At 44.4% G+C, this 17,042-nt stretch carries 19 protein-coding genes and 1 pseudogene; 14 read left to right on the plus strand and 6 right to left on the minus strand.

The genetic code is table 11. The features are described from left to right. Positions 1-263 precede the first annotated feature (263 nt). Positions 264-1,535, plus strand: coding sequence for an MDR family MFS transporter (locus tag FNL97_RS07385; RefSeq protein WP_143415308.1), 1,272 nt, complete (start codon positions 264-266; stop codon positions 1,533-1,535). A gap of 225 nt (positions 1,536-1,760) precedes the next feature. Next, positions 1,761-2,525: a TcaA second domain-containing protein gene (locus tag FNL97_RS07395; RefSeq protein WP_062677968.1), complete on the plus strand. Its 765-nt coding sequence runs from the start codon at positions 1,761-1,763 to the stop codon at positions 2,523-2,525. 30 nt (positions 2,526-2,555) lie between these two features. On the opposite strand, the gene FNL97_RS07400 is transcribed toward FNL97_RS07395, so the two are convergent. Both FNL97_RS07400 and FNL97_RS18345 read right to left on the minus strand, forming a co-directional pair. Beyond that, on the minus strand, positions 2,556-3,218 hold the full coding sequence (locus FNL97_RS07400) for an SIMPL domain-containing protein (RefSeq protein ID WP_015864161.1): 663 nt from the start codon (positions 3,216-3,218) through the stop codon (positions 2,556-2,558). A gap of 19 nt (positions 3,219-3,237) precedes the next feature. Then, positions 3,238-3,372: a hypothetical protein gene (locus FNL97_RS18345; protein WP_015864160.1), complete on the minus strand. Its 135-nt coding sequence runs from the start codon at positions 3,370-3,372 to the stop codon at positions 3,238-3,240. A gap of 222 nt (positions 3,373-3,594) precedes the next feature. Between FNL97_RS18345 and FNL97_RS07405 the strand changes: the two genes are divergently transcribed. Together FNL97_RS07405 and FNL97_RS07410 are read left to right on the plus strand one after the other, a co-directional pair. Further along, positions 3,595-4,227 carry a 5-bromo-4-chloroindolyl phosphate hydrolysis family protein gene (locus tag FNL97_RS07405; protein ID WP_143415309.1) on the plus strand — a complete coding sequence of 211 codons (633 nt, stop codon included), beginning with the start codon at positions 3,595-3,597 and terminating at the stop codon, positions 4,225-4,227. A gap of 16 nt (positions 4,228-4,243) precedes the next feature. Continuing rightward, positions 4,244-5,434, plus strand: a complete 1,191-nt coding sequence (locus tag FNL97_RS07410; RefSeq protein WP_089097787.1) for a toxic anion resistance protein — start codon at positions 4,244-4,246, stop codon at positions 5,432-5,434. A gap of 29 nt (positions 5,435-5,463) precedes the next feature. On the opposite strand, the gene FNL97_RS07415 is transcribed toward FNL97_RS07410, so the two are convergent. Next, on the minus strand, positions 5,464-5,925 hold the full coding sequence (locus FNL97_RS07415) for a YndM family protein (RefSeq protein ID WP_143415310.1): 462 nt from the start codon (positions 5,923-5,925) through the stop codon (positions 5,464-5,466). A gap of 27 nt (positions 5,926-5,952) precedes the next feature. After that, positions 5,953-6,081: a hypothetical protein gene (locus FNL97_RS18350; RefSeq protein ID WP_286173512.1), complete on the minus strand. Its 129-nt coding sequence runs from the start codon at positions 6,079-6,081 to the stop codon at positions 5,953-5,955. A gap of 151 nt (positions 6,082-6,232) precedes the next feature. Here FNL97_RS18350 and FNL97_RS07420 point away from each other — a divergent pair, with 151 nt between their 5' ends. From FNL97_RS07420 to FNL97_RS07445, 5 genes are all read left to right on the plus strand, one after another. Further along, the gene (locus FNL97_RS07420) at positions 6,233-6,430 is read left to right on the plus strand and encodes a YozQ family protein (protein ID WP_143415311.1); all 198 of its coding nucleotides are present in this window, start codon (positions 6,233-6,235) and stop codon (positions 6,428-6,430) included. A gap of 361 nt (positions 6,431-6,791) precedes the next feature. Further along, on the plus strand, positions 6,792-7,199 hold the full coding sequence (locus tag FNL97_RS07430; RefSeq protein WP_062678027.1) for a vWA domain-containing protein: 408 nt from the start codon (positions 6,792-6,794) through the stop codon (positions 7,197-7,199). Positions 7,200-7,479: 280 nt separating this feature from the next. Continuing rightward, positions 7,480-8,781, plus strand: coding sequence for an ammonium transporter (locus FNL97_RS07435; protein WP_143415312.1), 1,302 nt, complete (start codon positions 7,480-7,482; stop codon positions 8,779-8,781). Between the two features lie 19 nt (positions 8,782-8,800). Further along, complete coding sequence (locus tag FNL97_RS07440; RefSeq protein WP_143415313.1) at positions 8,801-9,844, plus strand: DUF294 nucleotidyltransferase-like domain-containing protein; 1,044 nt, start codon at positions 8,801-8,803, stop codon at positions 9,842-9,844. Then, positions 9,845-10,582, plus strand: coding sequence for an exonuclease domain-containing protein (locus FNL97_RS07445; RefSeq protein ID WP_143415314.1), 738 nt, complete (start codon positions 9,845-9,847; stop codon positions 10,580-10,582). It abuts the gene before it with no gap. Positions 10,583-10,618: 36 nt separating this feature from the next. Here the strand turns inward: FNL97_RS07445 and FNL97_RS07450 are convergent, their stop codons facing one another. Together FNL97_RS07450 and FNL97_RS07455 are read right to left on the minus strand one after the other, a co-directional pair. Then, positions 10,619-11,113 carry a PCYCGC domain-containing protein gene (locus FNL97_RS07450; protein ID WP_143416296.1) on the minus strand — a complete coding sequence of 165 codons (495 nt, stop codon included), beginning with the start codon at positions 11,111-11,113 and terminating at the stop codon, positions 10,619-10,621. A gap of 147 nt (positions 11,114-11,260) precedes the next feature. After that, entirely contained in the window at positions 11,261-12,235 is a 975-nt protein-coding gene (locus FNL97_RS07455) for an ABC transporter substrate-binding protein (RefSeq protein WP_143415315.1), read from the minus strand. Positions 12,236-12,417: 182 nt separating this feature from the next. Here FNL97_RS07455 and FNL97_RS07460 point away from each other — a divergent pair, with 182 nt between their 5' ends. The 5 genes and pseudogenes from FNL97_RS07460 to FNL97_RS07480 form a co-directional block, all read left to right on the plus strand. After that, positions 12,418-13,419, plus strand: coding sequence for a FecCD family ABC transporter permease (locus FNL97_RS07460; protein ID WP_143415316.1), 1,002 nt, complete (start codon positions 12,418-12,420; stop codon positions 13,417-13,419). Continuing rightward, positions 13,416-14,462 (plus strand): FecCD family ABC transporter permease, encoded by a 1,047-nt coding sequence (locus tag FNL97_RS07465; RefSeq protein WP_143415317.1) that lies wholly within the window; start codon positions 13,416-13,418, stop codon positions 14,460-14,462. The genes FNL97_RS07460 and FNL97_RS07465 overlap by 4 nt, the downstream gene beginning before the upstream one ends. Positions 14,463-14,482: 20 nt before the next feature. Then, positions 14,483-15,295, plus strand: a complete 813-nt coding sequence (locus FNL97_RS07470) for an ABC transporter ATP-binding protein (RefSeq protein ID WP_143415318.1) — start codon at positions 14,483-14,485, stop codon at positions 15,293-15,295. Continuing rightward, positions 15,295-16,041, plus strand: a complete 747-nt coding sequence (locus FNL97_RS07475) for an IucA/IucC family C-terminal-domain containing protein (protein ID WP_143415319.1) — start codon at positions 15,295-15,297, stop codon at positions 16,039-16,041. The genes FNL97_RS07470 and FNL97_RS07475 overlap by 1 nt, the downstream gene beginning before the upstream one ends. Before the next feature lie 73 nt (positions 16,042-16,114). Beyond that, positions 16,115-17,038, plus strand: a pseudogene (locus tag FNL97_RS07480) (diguanylate cyclase domain-containing protein); the annotation flags it as partial. Positions 17,039-17,042 lie beyond the last annotated feature (4 nt).

Consider the following 17,042-nt stretch of genomic DNA (forward strand, 5'->3'; position numbering starts at 1 on the left):
GGAACGGTTTTCTTCTTTTTTTGCCCAAAAGCGAGTGCTATGCGAACACTTTTGGGACAGTCTCTTTTATTTTATACGACTCTTGACAACAGAATATTTGTATTAGACTCAATAGTTACAGATGAAAACAAATAGTGTTTTCGCTAAAAAATATTCCCGAAAAGATACAAACATAAAACTATATGGTATAATTGGCAGGCGATATAGTGATTGTGTCAGATATTTGTCTACTAGGATGCAGCAAAAGAGAGGAAGGTGTGTATATGAGAATACGCGACTGGGATCGGAATTTAAAGATGCGTTTATTTGGCGAGGCGCTCGTCCATATCGCATTTTGGATGTTTTTTCCGTTTATGGCGATATATTTTACTGAGTCATTTGGAAAGGATAAAGCAGGACTATTATTGATTGTTTCGCAAATTTTTTCCGTGATCGCTAGTTTGATGGGCGGATATTGCGCGGATGTATTCGGACGCAAGCGGATGATGGTGTTGTCTGCCTATGGTCAAGGGGCAGCGTTTTTCTTTTTTGCGCTTGCTAGTTCTCCGTGGTTTACTTCGCCGTTCGTGGGGTATCTTTGCTTTACGATCGCCGGAATTTGCGGGGCGTTTTACTGGCCCGCAAGCGAGGCGATGGTTGCCGATGTGGTGCCGGAAGAACATCGCAGCAGCGTCTTTGCCGTGTTTTATATGTCCATCAATGTTGCTGTTGTGGTCGGACCGATTATTGGCGGGGTGTTTTATGAACATTATCTTTTTGAGTTATTGCTTGCTACGGCATTTTTGTTTTTGTTTCTCGCTGCGGTATTGACAAAATGGCTTCGTGAGACTGTGCCCGCGCGTGAAAACGGAGAGCTGCTGCACGGGAAATGGTATGAGTTTTTGTGGCAGCAAGTCCGTCAGTACAGCGTGATTGTGCGCGACCGAATATTTCTATTGTTTATCATTGCAGGTATTCTTGTCGCACAGACGGTTATGCAGCTGGATTTACTGATTCCTGTGTATACAAAAGATGCGGTGGAGAGGCAAACGTTATTTTCTTTCGGTGATTGGTCGTTTACGCTTACTGGAGAGAAAGCATTTGGCCTTCTTATTTCCGAAAACGGCTTGCTTGTTGTGCTGTTTACCGTGTGGGTAACGAAATGGATGGAACGTTATCATGAACGGACGGCGTTTGTTGGGTCGTCCATTGTTTATGGAATTGCGATTTTTTTGTTTGGACAAACGACATCGATTTGGGGACTTATTTTGGTGATGGGATTGTTTACGTTTGGGGAGCTGATGACAGTAGGAATCCAGCAAACGTTTATTTCCAAGCTTGCTCCGGAGGAGATGCGCGGGCAGTATTTTGCGGCTGCGAGCTTGCGCTGGACGATCGGACGGGCGATTGCCCCGCTTTCGATCACGGCAACGATATGGCTCGGGTATGAATGGACGTTTTTCTTGTTAAGTATGCTTTCTTTCATAAGTGCGGCCTTATATATGATTATGTTTCAATTGCTTGAAAAACGGCAAACACACAAAGCATTAACATAATGTTCAAAACCAATGAAGGTGACAGGTGCAAGCGCCTTGTTTGTGCGCAACTAAAGAATGAAGGCTGGAAACTAACCGCATCGCCAAGTGCAAAACATTGGCATGCGGTTTTGTACACGTTTTATAATAATAAACACTAGGGCATACTGGTTGTTTTCGTAACATAGATTCCCTGATTCTGGCATAAAGATGAACTAGAAATAAAGACAGGAGAGGGGAAGCACAGTGAAACAACAGGTGTCTCTCGATGAAACGATAAGGGGGTCAAATCGTACAGAAACAAGAACCGAGGGAAGCGGCACAGCGATGTTAGCGCGCTATGAACAGAGAAAACAAGCGCGTCTTTTTATGCAAAAGCGGCGAAAAAAATATTATCGCCTCATTTGGCGCATCGCTCTCGCTGTCATGGCGGTATGGGGCATTGGAGGGCTGATTTTAAAAGGATATGGAGCCCTCAAAAATACTGCGGAGAGAGAAGTGGCGATTATGCGGTTGGAACAAGCTTTAAAAGACGAAGATATCGCCGATTTGAAAAAGTATATCCGTATTCCTGATGAGTCGCTTTCCGTCAATGAAACGACGCTTCAGCCTTTATTCGCCTATTTAAAGGATCATCCGAACGCGTATGAAAAGTTAGAGAAGGACTTTGAGAAACAGCAGAAAATGAAGCACGTATATATAAAAGGGCTGACGTCAAAACCGCCTATTTTTACCATTAAAGTATATGGAGATCGCTACGTTTTTGAACCGACCTTGTACTTTTTTAACATTCGTTTGAATGAGCCGGATGATAAAATTATCATTAATGGCAAGGAAGTAAAAGGAAAACCGACAAAAGATCCATTGGTGAAAAAGGTCGGTCCGTATTTGCCTGGGACATATACGATTACTAGCGTAAAAAAGGACGGGGAAAAACGTGAAAAACAAACAAAAAAAGTTGCTTTATTTGGCGGTTCACGAGTACATGAAGTGGATTTGACGAGAGAATGATGGAGATCCTTCACGAAGTGGAAGGATCTTTTAATATGGGAATACGGCCTGCACTGTAGCGGTGATGATAATATCTTGCGTCTGAATCGGCGTGACTGCTTTTGAGGCGGCTAGCGTTGCGATGGAGGAAGGAGTGCGCGGAATCGATGGAGCGACGCTTTCTTCTGTTACTTGGATCGGTATGTCGTGCAATGGAAGACCGAGAGTGCGGGCAATCACGATGGCTTTTTCTTTCGCGTTTTTTACGGCAAGAGAAAGTGCTTGCTGGTAGTACGGTTGTTCATTAGCGAGGCGGAATTGAATGTGGCGGGCAATGTTTGCGCCGTTTTGGACAGCGGTATCGTAAATGTTGCCGACCGATTTTGGATCTTTGACGGTAATGTCGAAAATATGCTCTACTTCATAGCCGATTAAAGCGGCATTTCCGTTAGAGTAATCATATTTCGGATAAATCGAAAAGGAAGCAGTATCGATATTTTCTTCCCTCACTCCAATTGCTTTCAGCGCGTGAATCATGGCATTCGCTCGTTTTGCGTTTTCTGCGAGCGCTTCGTGTACGTTTTTATGTTCTGTTCGTACTCCGAGTGTAATGATGACCGTATCGGGTTTCGTAATGATGGTCCCTTGTCCGGTGACCGTGATCGTTTTCACGGCTGGCTTGCTTCTTTGAATCGGCATATACCATTCTTGCATCATGATTCTCCTTTCATTTTTATGCTGCTTTATTATTATCCTCATAATCGTTGATGCTCCAATAGTAAACGCGCGGCAGCCCGATATAGCACCAATATTCTTTTAATAACGTGGCACCGACAAAATATACCATTTGCCAATCAATATGTTTCATGCGGCCCAGCTCCTTTGTATATGCTTTTTGTTACAGCATATTCGTCCGTTATGTTGTCCTATGCGCGAAGAGGTGATAGATCCATGACAGCGTCACAAATTTTCCATATGAACTCTAACGATTACCAGTTAGATAAATGAAACAAAATCGGCAATTGACACGTATGAAAGAAAATGGACATGCTATAATGAAAGTAAATAGATCAGGAGAAAGGGATGGACGATGAAACAGTTGCTTAGAACGTTATGGCGCTGGTTTGTTTCTTGGAATGTAGGTGTTATAGTGGCGGTAACAACGTTTTTTCTCACTGATTTTCGCTTTTTTCCTTCCTTTTTATCCGGAATGGGAGCAATGCTTGCTACATCGTTCGTGATGAAAAAGAGGGATGGAAAAATTACGCCGGGAGGGCTTTTAAAAGAAGAGAAAGTGTATATTCACTCACAGCTTCATGAGGCGCGGAAAAAATGGAAACAAATGCGCATCGCTCGTTTCCGCGTTCGCTCCCTTGTCATGTGGCAAAAAATTTCGCGAATATGTACGGCTGTCGATAAAATGATTCGCGCGGTGGAACAACATCCACATCAATTTCGTCTTGCCCAATCGTTTTTCTTAAACGAACTGCCAATGGCGGTGACGATGATCGAAAAATATGTTTATTTAATCAATCAGCCTGTACGCAATCAAGAGATGAAAGAGGTGTTGTGGAAGACGGAACGGCTTCTTGATGAAGTAGCCGCTTCAGCGGAGCGGCGGTTATTGGAGATACTTTCGAATGATGTGTTTGATTTACAAGTAGAAACGAAACTGCTCGAGCAGTCGTTAGAGCAACAAAAGCTGCCAGAAACGATAAAGTGAAGAAAGGAGAACGACTATGAAACCGTCTGATCACATGCCGGCAAACGATCTTCGCGAGCAGTGGACAAGCTCGCTGGATTCGCTTTTGGAAAATCCGTTTTCCTTACCGAATGAACAAGAGGAGACGGATATTCATAAACAAACGCAGCCGACAAGACTGATCGATACGTTAAAGCCGGAACATCGCGACAAAGCACTGCAGCTTGCGAAACAAATCGATCCGCGCAACCAGCAAGCCATCATTCAATACGGGGTTGCGGCGCAGGCAGAGCTGTCGAAGTTTTCCCATACGATTTTACATCATGTGCAAACAAAAGATGCAGGGCCCGTTGGGGAAGTGATCAGTGATTTAATGACGAAAATTAAAGAAGTGAATCCGGATGACTTGCTTCCGGCGAAAAAAGGATTGTTTGCGCGGCTGTTTGGCTCTGTGTCAAAATCGCTGCAAGGCATGATCGCGAAGTATCAAAAAATTGGCGTGGAAATTGATAAAATCGCCGATCAGCTCGAAAAGCACCGTCAATTGCTGTTTCGCGACATTATGATGCTAGAAACATTGTACGAAAAAAATAAAGAATACTTTGATGCGCTTAACATTTATATCGCGGCGGCAGAGCATAAACTGGAAGAATTGCGGACGAAAGTGATTCCGGAAAAACGCGCCCAAGCAGAACGGGCAGGAAACCAAATGGAAATGCAAGAAGTGAATGATTTGTTGCAGTTTGCCGATCGGCTGGAAAAACGTATCCACGATTTAAAATTAAGCCGGCAAGTAACGATTCAAACCGCACCGCAAATCCGCATGATTCAGCATATGAACCAGACGCTGGTCGAGCGCATTCAATCCTCGATTTTAACCGCGATTCCGCTATGGAAAAACCAAGTTGTGATCGCACTGACGTTATTCCGCCAGCAAAAAGCGGTCGAGGCGCAAAAACAAGTAACGGAAACGACGAACAATTTGCTGCTTCGCAATTCGGAAATGCTGAAAACAAACAGCATTGAAGTCGCGAAAGAAAATGAACGTGGGCTCATTGATATTGAAACGTTGAAAAAAACGCAGGAAAATTTAGTGACGACATTAGAAGAAACGTTAAAAATCCAGCAAGAAGGCCGTCTCAAACGGCAGCAAGTAGAACGAGAGCTCGTTACGATGGAAGAACAGCTGAAACAAACGTTGTTGTCATTAAAGCGAGACGAGCGATGAATAAAAAGCTGACCTCTTATCGAGTGAGGTCAGCTTTCTTGTTTGTCTTCTCCTTGGTCTGTTGCGCTTCGAACATCGAATTCTTCCGCAATTTCTGTTTGCATCCCTCGCCGCATAGAATGTTCTTTTTTCTCATCTTGATGGCGAAGAACGATTCGATTCATATAGGCGTGAAACAATATTTCGCCTAGTGCGACAAGCAGTGCGGAAAAGAATGCGGCGTTTATAACAGCAGCACCGCCAGCATTGTAAAAAACGCCGATTCCGATCCATACGCCGACAAAAGCAAGGCCAAAATCGGCAATCACCGCTGATAAATTGCCAAAACGCGGAAGAATGTACAAATCTCCGAGCACATAAGCAACGAATGTCATCCATAAGCTGAACCATAAAAGTTCCGCTGAGGAAACGCGTAAAAATAACGGGATTATCGCAAAAAAGACAGTGGCAAGCAGCACGTATTTCCATGTAAGTGCGAGTAAATGCCTCATTAATGAACGCCAGCCTTTAATCTTTCGCTATTCAGCAGGAAAATTTGGCCCTTCCAGTTTTTTATCCCCGTATCCGGGCTGTTTCTCCATATCTTTTTCCGGTTGGCGCTCTTTTTTTTGTTGTTCGGTGCTATTGTTTTGTTTTTCTTGTTTCATGTTGCTCTCATCCTCTCTTAATAATCATTCTTTATCATTAGTTTGTCGTTTTGGTGTGAAAGTATACATGCAACATCCATAAAATTCCTCTTTTTATTTTGTCCGCTTGTCCCACATTAATAATGAGTGGAGTGAACAAGGAGGCATGAAGATGGAAAAACAAGAAAACTTAAATATTGCGGGAAAACAATATGATCCGTCTGATTATGAACGTACTGATTCTTTATCTTCCACGTTGGCGACAACGCACGAACAAGTGAGCGATGTGTATATGGAAGGGACAGTCGATGGGGTCATTGAGGATGTAAATGGAAAAGATATTCCCCTTTCTGGACAAAATGAGCAGTAAGCAAAGGCGTCAAGGTGTGAAAATCCTTGACGTTATTTCATCTTCTCGATTTATAATAAAAGTTGTACATCGTCACCAGGGAGAGAGACAAAAGTGTGGTTGGCTGCTTCTGTATTCACCGCTGTTTGTTTCGGCATTAACAATACGCTGTTGAAGTGGAGCACGCGCCATTCGATGTCGAAACTACTTATTTAAGGAAAAATTGAAATCATACCAGCTTATTGGAATTATTACTGCGTTATTCGGATTGATTTTGACAAAATTGTAGGAGAAAGAGGAAAGAAAAACAGTTCGTACTCAGCTTCCTTCCCGTCCATACTAATACTGATTTTTAACATCATAATTAAGGAGGCTGATGATCATGAAATGGCAAAGGGCGCTTCTTTCACTGCTGAAGGAACGAAAAGATCATTCCATTGCCTTGGCGATTGATACATCCAATCGTCCGTCACGCCCGATTTTAATTCAAAACATTGTTAAGCTGTTTGAAAAAGTAAGACCGGATACATTGTTAGTACAGGCCGATTTTAAAATTCGTGACGTGTCTCCTGTCGGAATGGCGGCTATTAAATATTTTAAACATGGAAAATCGTCATATACGGAAGTATTGGAATGGGCAAAAGAACAAAAAATTGATACGCTTTTTTACATCACCGATGTAACCGGATATTTTTACGAAGAATTGGAAGTAGATTATGAAGTGTTTTGGCTTGTTCCAGATGATTATATGCCGCGCGTGCCGTTTGGCAAGCCGATTCGCGTTGCCTAAATGGTCAGAACGCCTTAAACCAAAGCGGTTTAAGGCGTTCTGTTTTTTTATTTTTATGAAACGGGCAATCCGCGTAATTGGTTAGATCACGGGAAGGTACAACCGTTTTTTCCATCATCTTTGAGGCTTCATCCAATAGAATGACGATAATGTAATAAAATATAACAAAAAATATTTAGAAAGCGTTAACAAAATAAAATTGATGTTGCAAATTTGTTTTAAATGTAATATATTTTTACATATAAAGTTATAAAATATAACAGAAAGGGAGAGGAGAAAGATGGACGAAAAAATGTTAGCGGCAGGACTTGATGCGCTTTGGGTGATGGTGAGCGCGATACTAGTGATCAGCATGCAGGTTGGATTCGCTTTGTTGGAAGCGGGATCGACGAGAATGAAAAATTCCGGGCATGTCGCAGGAAAACAAATATTGAGCTTTGCGATTGCTTCACTTGCGTTTTGGGCATTTGGTTTCGCGATTACGTTTGGCGCGGGAAACCGGTTTATCGGAACGGAAGGATGGTTTTTGCAAGGAGATGAAAAGACGTTTGCTTCGCTGTCATGGGCGAATGTTCCGCTATCGTTAAAGTTTTTGTTTCAGTTAGGTTTTGCCGGAGTATCGCTTGCGATTGCATGGGGTGGATTTGCCGAGCGCGCTAAATTATCCGTCTATTTTCTGTTTGGAACGATTTTTACGATTGCGATTTATCCAGTGATTGGCCACTGGGTTTGGGGCAGCGGCTGGCTCGGAGAAATAGGAATGCAAGATTTTGCCGGCTCTACCGTCGTACATTTGCAAGGAGCGATTGCCGCGCTGATTGCGACGATTTTGCTTGGGCCTCGGATCGGAAAATTTAATAAAGATAAAACGCCGAACGTCATTCCAGGGCATAACCAAGTATATACGGTAATCGGCGGCTTGATTTTATGGATCGGCTGGTTCGGATTTAATGCGGGAAGCACGATGGCAGTAGGCGACGGATTTTTCGGCCATGTCGCGTTGACGACGAATTTGGCGGCCGCGGCGGGAGCGATTGCCGCTATTTTAACGGCGAAAGTCATGATCGGAAAAGCAGACATTCCGGCGATGGTCAACGGTGTGCTCGCGGCATTAGTGGCGATTACCGCGGCGTGCGCGTTCGTGGAACCGTGGGCGGCGGTCGTGATCGGAGCAGTGGCCGGCTCATTGACGTTTTGGACATCGATTTATTTTGAACGAAAAGGCATTGATGATCCGATTTATGCGTTTTCGGTGCATGGTATCGCCGGCATTATCGGTACGATTTCAACGGGATTTTTTGCTTCGCCGCGTTTAGTGGAAATAACGGGAGTTGGCAAAGCGGGGCTGTTGTATGGCGGAGGATTTCATCAACTGATCGTACAGACGGTTGGAGTGCTTGGAGCGGCGGTATATGTAGCAGCAGTATCGTTTGCGGTGTTGTTTTTATTAAAGAAAACAGTGGGATTGCGTGTGACGGCAGAACAAGAAATTTCCGGCTTGGATATTAGTGAGCACGGCTCATACGGTTACCCTGAGCAACTTGACCCTGCTTACCAATCAAAGCCGATTATGCAACAGTAATGTTTGGATGTGCGTTTTCATGCAATCGTTATACGAATGGATGAAGCAAATGGAAGAGGCGGAGACGATCGGCGAACTTCGCATGTATCATGACGAACTTGCCAATCGGGTTCGTGATATTTTGCGATGGGAGGAGATTGAATCGATTTCTCCTATCATCAGTGATGCGCATGATGCTCTTGTGAAGCGGGCTTTTCTGTTTGCGGAAGAGGAAACATTGCGCGCGTCGGTAGGAATACGCCCGCGAAAATGGTGTTGGTATGTGATGGGGAGCATGGGGAGACGAGAGCCGACTATATGGACAGATCAAGATCATGGCATTTTGTTTGAATGCGGTGAACATGAAGAGAAACAATGTTATGAATTCATCCGTCATGTTGCGGCAGTCGGAACCAATTATTTATACGAAATTGGCTATCCATATTGTTCAGGATATGTGATGGCGACAAACAAACGATGGGGGCAGTCGCTTCGCGATTGGGAAAAACAGATAGAGATGTACATCAGCGGCTGCCTCCCTAATGATATTCGTTTTTTGTTTATCGCGATGGATATGCGGCCGATTTATGGGGATAGCGAGCTGGTTACCGATAGCCGGCGGAGACTGTTTCACTCGATCAACCAGAAGATGCAGTTGCTGCGGCGCATGGGGGAGCATGTGATATTTCCTGCCGTCCCTTTAGGCTGGCTGCGCAACGTACAAATGGAACGATGGGGGCCCCACAGTGGAGCGATTCATATGAAACATAGCGGTTATGTACAAATCGTCAACGCGTTAAAGTGGCTAGCGTGTGCTGCCAATATTTCCGCAGCGACGACGTGGGAACGGTGGCGAGAGATCACAAACAAGAAGCTGCTTTCGTTGCCGCTGGCGGGAGAGACGAAGGAGGCGCTTTTGACGTATTACTACATTCGTCTAAAGTATGCAAAAGAAGCTGGAAGTGACCGTGACTATGTATTATGGCGCACGCTTGAAGCAAATGAACGAAAATGGCTGAAAAAAGCGATGAGGACAGCAAAAAAGATGCAGCGGTTTGTTGCGCGGCAGGCAGGTGGTAAGTAAATGGACGGACAGCATCGCTTTTGGCAGCGGGCGCTTCGCTTTTTATCGCTTGGAATACCATCTGGAAATGTCCCATCCGCGCTTGCTGACGGGGAACATTCATTCCAGCAGGAAATGTGGCTGCGCACGTTGCGGAAAGAGCAGCAAAAAAAGCAAATCGATATGAGCATGTCTCTTGATGAAGTCACGTTCATGATCATTGACATGGAAACGACCGGGTTTTCACCGCAGCACGGCGATGAAATTTTGGCGATGGCTGCGGCAAAAACGGTGCGCGGAGCGGTAAAAGAGACATACTACACGCTTGTTTGCCCGGAAAAAGCGATTCCGCCGCACATTTCCGCATTGACCGGAATTACAGCAAAAGATGTGCAGTATGCTCCGCGGCTGCATGAGGTGCTACGTTCGTTTCTATCTTTCATCAGCGGAGGGGTAATGATCGGATACCATATCGGCCATGATTTATCGTTTCTTAATCATTTTCTCTGGACGTATTACCGGACAAAATGGACTGCGCGTTTTTTAGATATGCAGCCCATTGCCGAAATGGTGCGGCATCGTCCGTTTCCTTCGCTAGATGCGGCATTACAATACTACGGGATTTCCTGCGAAAGACGGCATACGGCAGATGGCGATGTGCAGGCGATGGCGGAGCTATGGGCGCGGCTGTTGCAAGAATTAAAAAACAAAAACATCGAAACGCTGTATGATTTATATAGTGCGCTAAGCAAACGATAAAAAGGCGGTCACCAAAACAGGTGATCGCCTTTCGCATTACAGCGGTTTTGTTGGCGTCGGTTCCGCGTAGCCCTCTTTATATTTCTCGTCAATCATTTTCCGTATTTCTTTGATCGATTTGCCTTGGTCATATTCTGCAATCGCTTTTTTTGCGATTTCGAGGCATACACCACATTTTGTTCCGTGATCATCCCAAACGATGGAGCCATCTTTTTTCGTTTCATGAACGAAACAATCGTAGTTATTTTTATGACCCGCCGCTTCTCCGCAGCCGCAGTAGCAAGGAATATGCTCGAGCAAGTCTTTATGCTTGGCGGCTTGCTGATACAAAACAGCCATATCTTCTTCAAAATTGCTTAAAAAGGTTGGAAGATGGTCGATCGATTTTGTCGTTTCGCGGATATCCCCGGAATTGGTTGTATATGTCATGGAATGGTCATGCTTTGTTTCGCTTGCTTTGTCATCGGAGCAAGCGCCCATGATGATGCCAAATGAAAGCAGACACGCTGCCATAATGGCGGTGCGCTTCATGCCATCGTCATCCTTTCTATAATAAACTTGTACTTTCAATCTAACATAGTGCAGCGGAAGCGGCAACGTTTTTCTGCCGACAGCGCTGTTGATGGAGGCTGCTTGCACAAAAAACTGCCCTGCGTATGCAGGGCAACTTTATTGCATTCATTGTTGTTGCAAGAAATATTTTTCGATATCGTCGAGCATTAAATGGGCAGCGAGCACACCGCCTGCCGTGTTCCAAATCGTGTCGCTTACTTTGTACACTTTTCCTTGTTTTGCGACGTTTAAGCTTTTAAAGAGCGGATCGTTAATCCATTCTTTTTCTAGTTTGCTTGCTTCTCCGTCTCCTGTTTCATAGGTGAAGTAGAAGAGGATATCGCCGTCCATCGCCGGGATGCGTTCTTTCGTTACACCCATTTCGGCAAAGTCGTTGACATTTTGCGATTCCGGACGGGAAAATCCTAGCTGATCTAAAATGACACCGGAGAAGGAGTCTTTATGATAAATGCGGACATCTCCTGCCATAAAGCGAACGATGGATACTTTCATTTTCAATTTATCGCCTAATTTTGCTTTTAAGTCTTCAATACGCTTGTCATATTCAGCGATGACTTCTTTTCCTTTTTCTTCTTTATTCACAGCTTTGGCATAGAGCATAAAATTATCTTTCCAGTTGCCGCGAAGCGTTTCGGAAAAAACAGTCGGGGCAATGGCTTTTAGCTGTTCGTAAATTTTTTCATGGCGCAATTTATTGCCGATAATTAAATCCGGTTTTAATGCGGCGATCGCTTCTAGGTTTGGTTCTGATTCCGTTCCAAGCTCCTTGACGCCTTCCATTTTGTCTTTAATGTGATCGTACCATGGGTTGCCTGTCCATGATTTGACTGCGCCGACCGGTTTGACGCCTAACGCCAATAGCGCTTCGGTTCCTTCATTCGTTAAAATGACGACGCGCTCCGGTGTTCCTTTTATTTCTGTGGTGTCCATGGCGTGTTCAATGGTATAGGTTGTTTCTGTTTGTTTTTTATTGCTGTTCGTTTGTTTTGGATCTGCCTCCTCATTTTTGCCGCAGCCGCCGAGAATGGCAAGAAGAGAGAGAACGGCGGCAATGAGAAAAGAGAGTTTAGATTTGAACATTATGTATCCCCCTTTAATTTATTTGATAATGATTTTCATTTATACCGAAAATAATAAATGATGTCGATAATCATTGTCAATAAAAAATATGGGTGAAAATAAAATAAAAAACCATTGACGTTGAGAGTCATTATCAAATAGACTTATCGATAGAGATAGATAATATATAAGGGAGATTTACGATGTTAGCCACAAACCAGAAGAAATCGATTGGCTTGTTTATACTATGTTTGTTGTTGATTACAACCATTTGGATGAGCATCATTTACGGATATACCGATACAAGTTGGAAAATTGCGATAGAGGCATTTACAAACAATAACGGTTCGAATGCCCATATCATTATTGAAACGGTCCGTCTGCCGCGGGCGCTGATTGCTGCGGCGGTAGGAGCGAGTTTAGCAATGGCGGGAGCGCTCATGCAGGCGCTGACGAAAAATCCGCTTGCTTCTCCAGGAATTTTCGGCATTAATGCAGGTGCTGGCTTTTTTATCGTTCTATTTGTGACCTTTTTCCAAGTACATTCGCTGCAAGTATTTACATGGCTCGCTTTTAGCGGTGCCGCCCTGGCAGCGGCAATCGTGTTCATCATTAGCGCTGTTGGAAAAGACGGAGCAACCCCCTTGAAATTAACGCTTGCCGGCACGGCGGTCGCCGCCTTGTTTGCTTCATTAACACAAGGAATGTTAGCGGCGAATGAAAAGGCGCTTGAAGAAGTCTTATTTTGGTTGGCTGGTTCGGTAGCCGGACGGAAGCTGGAAATGTTAACAGCCGTTCTTCCATACTTTATCGTTGGCTGGATTGGTTCGCTGCTGTTTGCGCAAAAGGTGAACATTTTAATGATGGGAGATGATGTGGCGAAAGGTTTAGGACAGCGCACGAATGCGGTGAAAGCAGGAGCAGCGCTTCTTGTCGTGCTGCTTGCCGGAAGTTCGGTTGCTGTTGCCGGACCGATCGGGTTTATCGGCATCATCGTTCCTCATATTGCGCGTGCGCTAGTTGGCGTGGACCATCGCTGGGTATTGCCGTACTGTGCCTTGATCGGAGCGATTTTATTAATTGCGGCCGATATCGGGGCCCGCTATATTTTAATGCCGCGCGAAGTCCCGGTCGGAATTGTGACAGCGTTTCTCGGCGTTCCGTTTTTTGTTTATATTGCCCGTAGGGGGATTTTAGCGAAATGAAGAAGTATACATCGTTGCGAATTGGGAAGTCGATCTCGTTTTTAGTCGACAAAAAAGCGATAACTATTAGTTTGATACTATTAGCTGTTAATGTGGTTATATTTCTTGTCAGCATTGGAAGCGGCGAAATGTATATTTCCCCGTTGGAAATAGCGAAGACGTTGTTTGGAAATGGTTCGGATATGAACGAAGTCGTGATTTATACGTTTCGCTTGCCGCGGATTCTTGTCGCATTGTTAGCAGGAATGTTGCTTGCGGCGGCGGGAGCGATCTTGCAAGGGATGATTCGCAATCCGCTCGCCTCGCCAGACGTGCTCGGCATTACGGGCGGGGCCGCGGCAGCGGTCGTTGCGTTTTTGACGTTGTTTAGCGATGAAAACCATTCCTTGACTATTAGTATTCATTGGCTGCCGTTCGCCGCTTTTCTTGGTGCAACAATAACGGCGCTTCTTGTCTATGTCCTTTCATGGAAAAATGGAATGGCACCGCTAAGGCTTGTATTAATTGGGGTTGGAATATCGGCACTCATGCAGGCATGCACAACGTTATTGATGATTACCGGACCGATTTATCGGGCGAGTCAGGCGAACGTTTGGATTACCGGAAGCGTCTATGGCGCTTCGTGGAAACATGTTACACTGCTTGCACCATGGGCATTGATCTTATTAGCAATCAGTTTTTTATCAGTACGGAAGATGAACATTCAAGAATTAGGCGATGAATTGGCAATCGGCGCAGGAGTTTCCTTGCAAAAGCAACGTTTTTTCCTTCTTTTATTAAGCACTGCCTTAACGGGAGGAGCGGTCGCTTTTGCGGGGGGCATTGGGTTTGTCGGATTAATGGCGCCGCATATGGCAAGAAGGCTTGTCGGTTCTTCGTTTGGCGCACTTCTTCCTGCATCCGCGTTATTAGGAGCCATTTTAGTGATGGCGGCTGACCTTGCCGGACGCACATTGTTTGCGCCGATGGAAATTCCTGCCGGGGTATTTACGGCGGCAGTTGGGGCGCCGTATTTTATCTACTTATTATATAAAAAACGATAATGTATAAAGGGGTGGAAGAAATGAACGCCTTACAAGCAAAGGAGCTAACGTTATCATATGGAAACACGATCATTATTGATGAATTAGATTTAATGATTCCAAAAGGAGAAATTACCGTATTTATCGGGGGAAATGGCTGCGGGAAATCGACGTTATTGCGCGCTTTGGCACGGCTTTTAAAACCAGCAGGCGGTGCGGTTTTATTAGAAGGAAAGGAAATCGCGAAATTGCCGACCAAAGACGTGGCGAAAAAGCTAGCGATATTGCCGCAATCACCAACTGCTCCGGAAGGGTTGACGGTGCTGCAGCTTGTTAAACAAGGGCGATATCCGTATCAAACGTGGCTGAAGCAGTGGAGTGAAGAAGACGAAAAAGCAGTGCGACGTGCGCTTGAAGCGACGAAGATGACAGAGTTAGCGGAGCGTCCCGTCGATTCGCTTTCAGGGGGACAACGGCAGCGGGCATGGATTGCGATGACGCTGGCGCAGGATACGGACATTATTCTCTTAGATGAACCAACGACATACTTGGATATGACGCATCAAATCGAAATTCTTGATTTATTGTTTGAGCTAAACGAGAAAGAAAAACGCACGATTGTCATGGTGCTGCACGACTTAAACTTAGCATGCCGCTATGCCCATCATATTGTGGCGATTCGCGATAAAAAAATATATGCCCAAGGAAAACCGGAAGAAATCATTTCATGCCAGCTTGTGAAAGATGTGTTTCAAATGGATTGTCAAGTGACATATGATCCATTATTTGGGACTCCGCTTTGCATTCCGTACGGAAAAGGAAGATGTATTTTACAGAAAGAAGGCGTTTCATAATGACTCTTTCCGCTGATGAAATGAAAGTATTAGAAAAGTATCGGCTTTCAACCGTTCCAACCAATTCGCCGCTATCGATTCGCTTGGATCATCTGTCTGAGGATAGCGTGCTCATCGATTATGTAGCAAAAGTGCGCGACAGGCTTGGCGCTGCCAATGACGCTGTCGCGGCATCGATGTTGATCAAACGATATAGCTTCCTTGTCGCGATGTCGCTTTATGCGATGTCCGTTTGGAATAAACGGCTTGTGCTGTCACCAGAGCGGATTTGGATGGAAACGGACGATCATGATGATAGGTGGCTGCCGACTTTTCGTTTTGAGGAGCCCAAGACAGAAATATGCACGGGCTGTCGTGACCAATGGCGGGAAGAGACGGTGAGACAGCTATTTGCGGTGCACCTTTTCCCGCTGATAGAAAAATTGCGGAAAATCACAAAAATATCTGCCCATATATTATGGGAGAATATCGCGATTTACATTTATTGGCTGTATGAAACGCTTATGAATGATGAAACCCTTGCCCATGTCCACGAACAGCTTTGCGATGATTTTCATTATCTCGTTCACGACGCAGATGGAGCGTTATTCGGCACTCCTCGACAAAATCCGTTAAAACGATTTTGGAAAGGAAACGCTCATCCGAGACAGCGGTCAACATGTTGCCTTTATTATCAAACAGACGGAGGGTCGCATTGCCAGACATGTCCGCACATAGCTCGTCAGCGCTATCAGGCGATCAGCTGATAACCTGATGAAGCAACATCGCAAAAGCGGTGTTGTTTCTTTTTTTTTTCAAGAAATTTTCACGAATTTTGTTGATTTTTGTATATGTTTTCGTAAAAATGAAAGTATACAAGGCAGCTTTTTATACATACCATCATCTCTTGAGAAAGTAGGAACGGCAATTCACCAATATTCGTATGAAGATATCTTACAATTTGTGCATCCTGATGATTTGCCGAACATTGTGAGAAAGTTTGATGAGCTATATCGTACATATGACACGCAAATCGCTGAATTTCGCAAGCGCGATAACGAAGGAAAATGGATATGGATGGAAGCGCAAGGGAAAGCGATTGTGAATGAACAAAATGAACTTGATTATGTGATTGTGACGGTGAAAAACATTGGCGAACGGAAAAAATACGAGGAAAAGTTACGGCAGCTTGCCTACTTTGATTCGTTAACAGGCATTGCGAACCGCAGCTATTTTGAAAGATACCTAAAACAGCTGATCGAAAGCCAAACCGATTTTGCGTTATGTTATTTAGATTTTGATAAGTTTAAATGGATTAATGATCACTTTTCCCATCAAGCGGGCGACTATTTTTTGCGGGAAGCGGTAAAACGTGTACAAAGCGTGCTACGTACAGAAGATTTTTTTGCGCGCATTGGCGGAGATGAATTTGTACTTTTGCTTCCGAACATAACGAAAGAAGAAGTGACGAAACTCGCCGATGAGCTTGTTCAAACGTTTCATAAGCCGTTTTATTATGAAAAACAGCTTATTCAGTCTACGCTATCGATGGGAATTGCTTTTTTTCCAAAAGATAGCGACCGAATCGAGCAGGTCATGAAATACGCCGATCAAGCTCTATATAATGTGAAAAAAAGAGGAAAAAATGGTTATGAGTTTTATCGTCCGACGCAAAATCGGAAAGCGATCATTGAACAAGATTTGCCGTTTGCGATTTTGCGTGAGCAATTTTATTTATGCTACCAGCCGAAAATTAATCATGCCTGAC

Source organism: Geobacillus sp. E263, from assembly GCF_007197795.1.
In the GTDB taxonomy this organism is placed as follows: Bacteria; Bacillota; Bacilli; order Bacillales; family Anoxybacillaceae; genus Parageobacillus_B; species Parageobacillus_B toebii.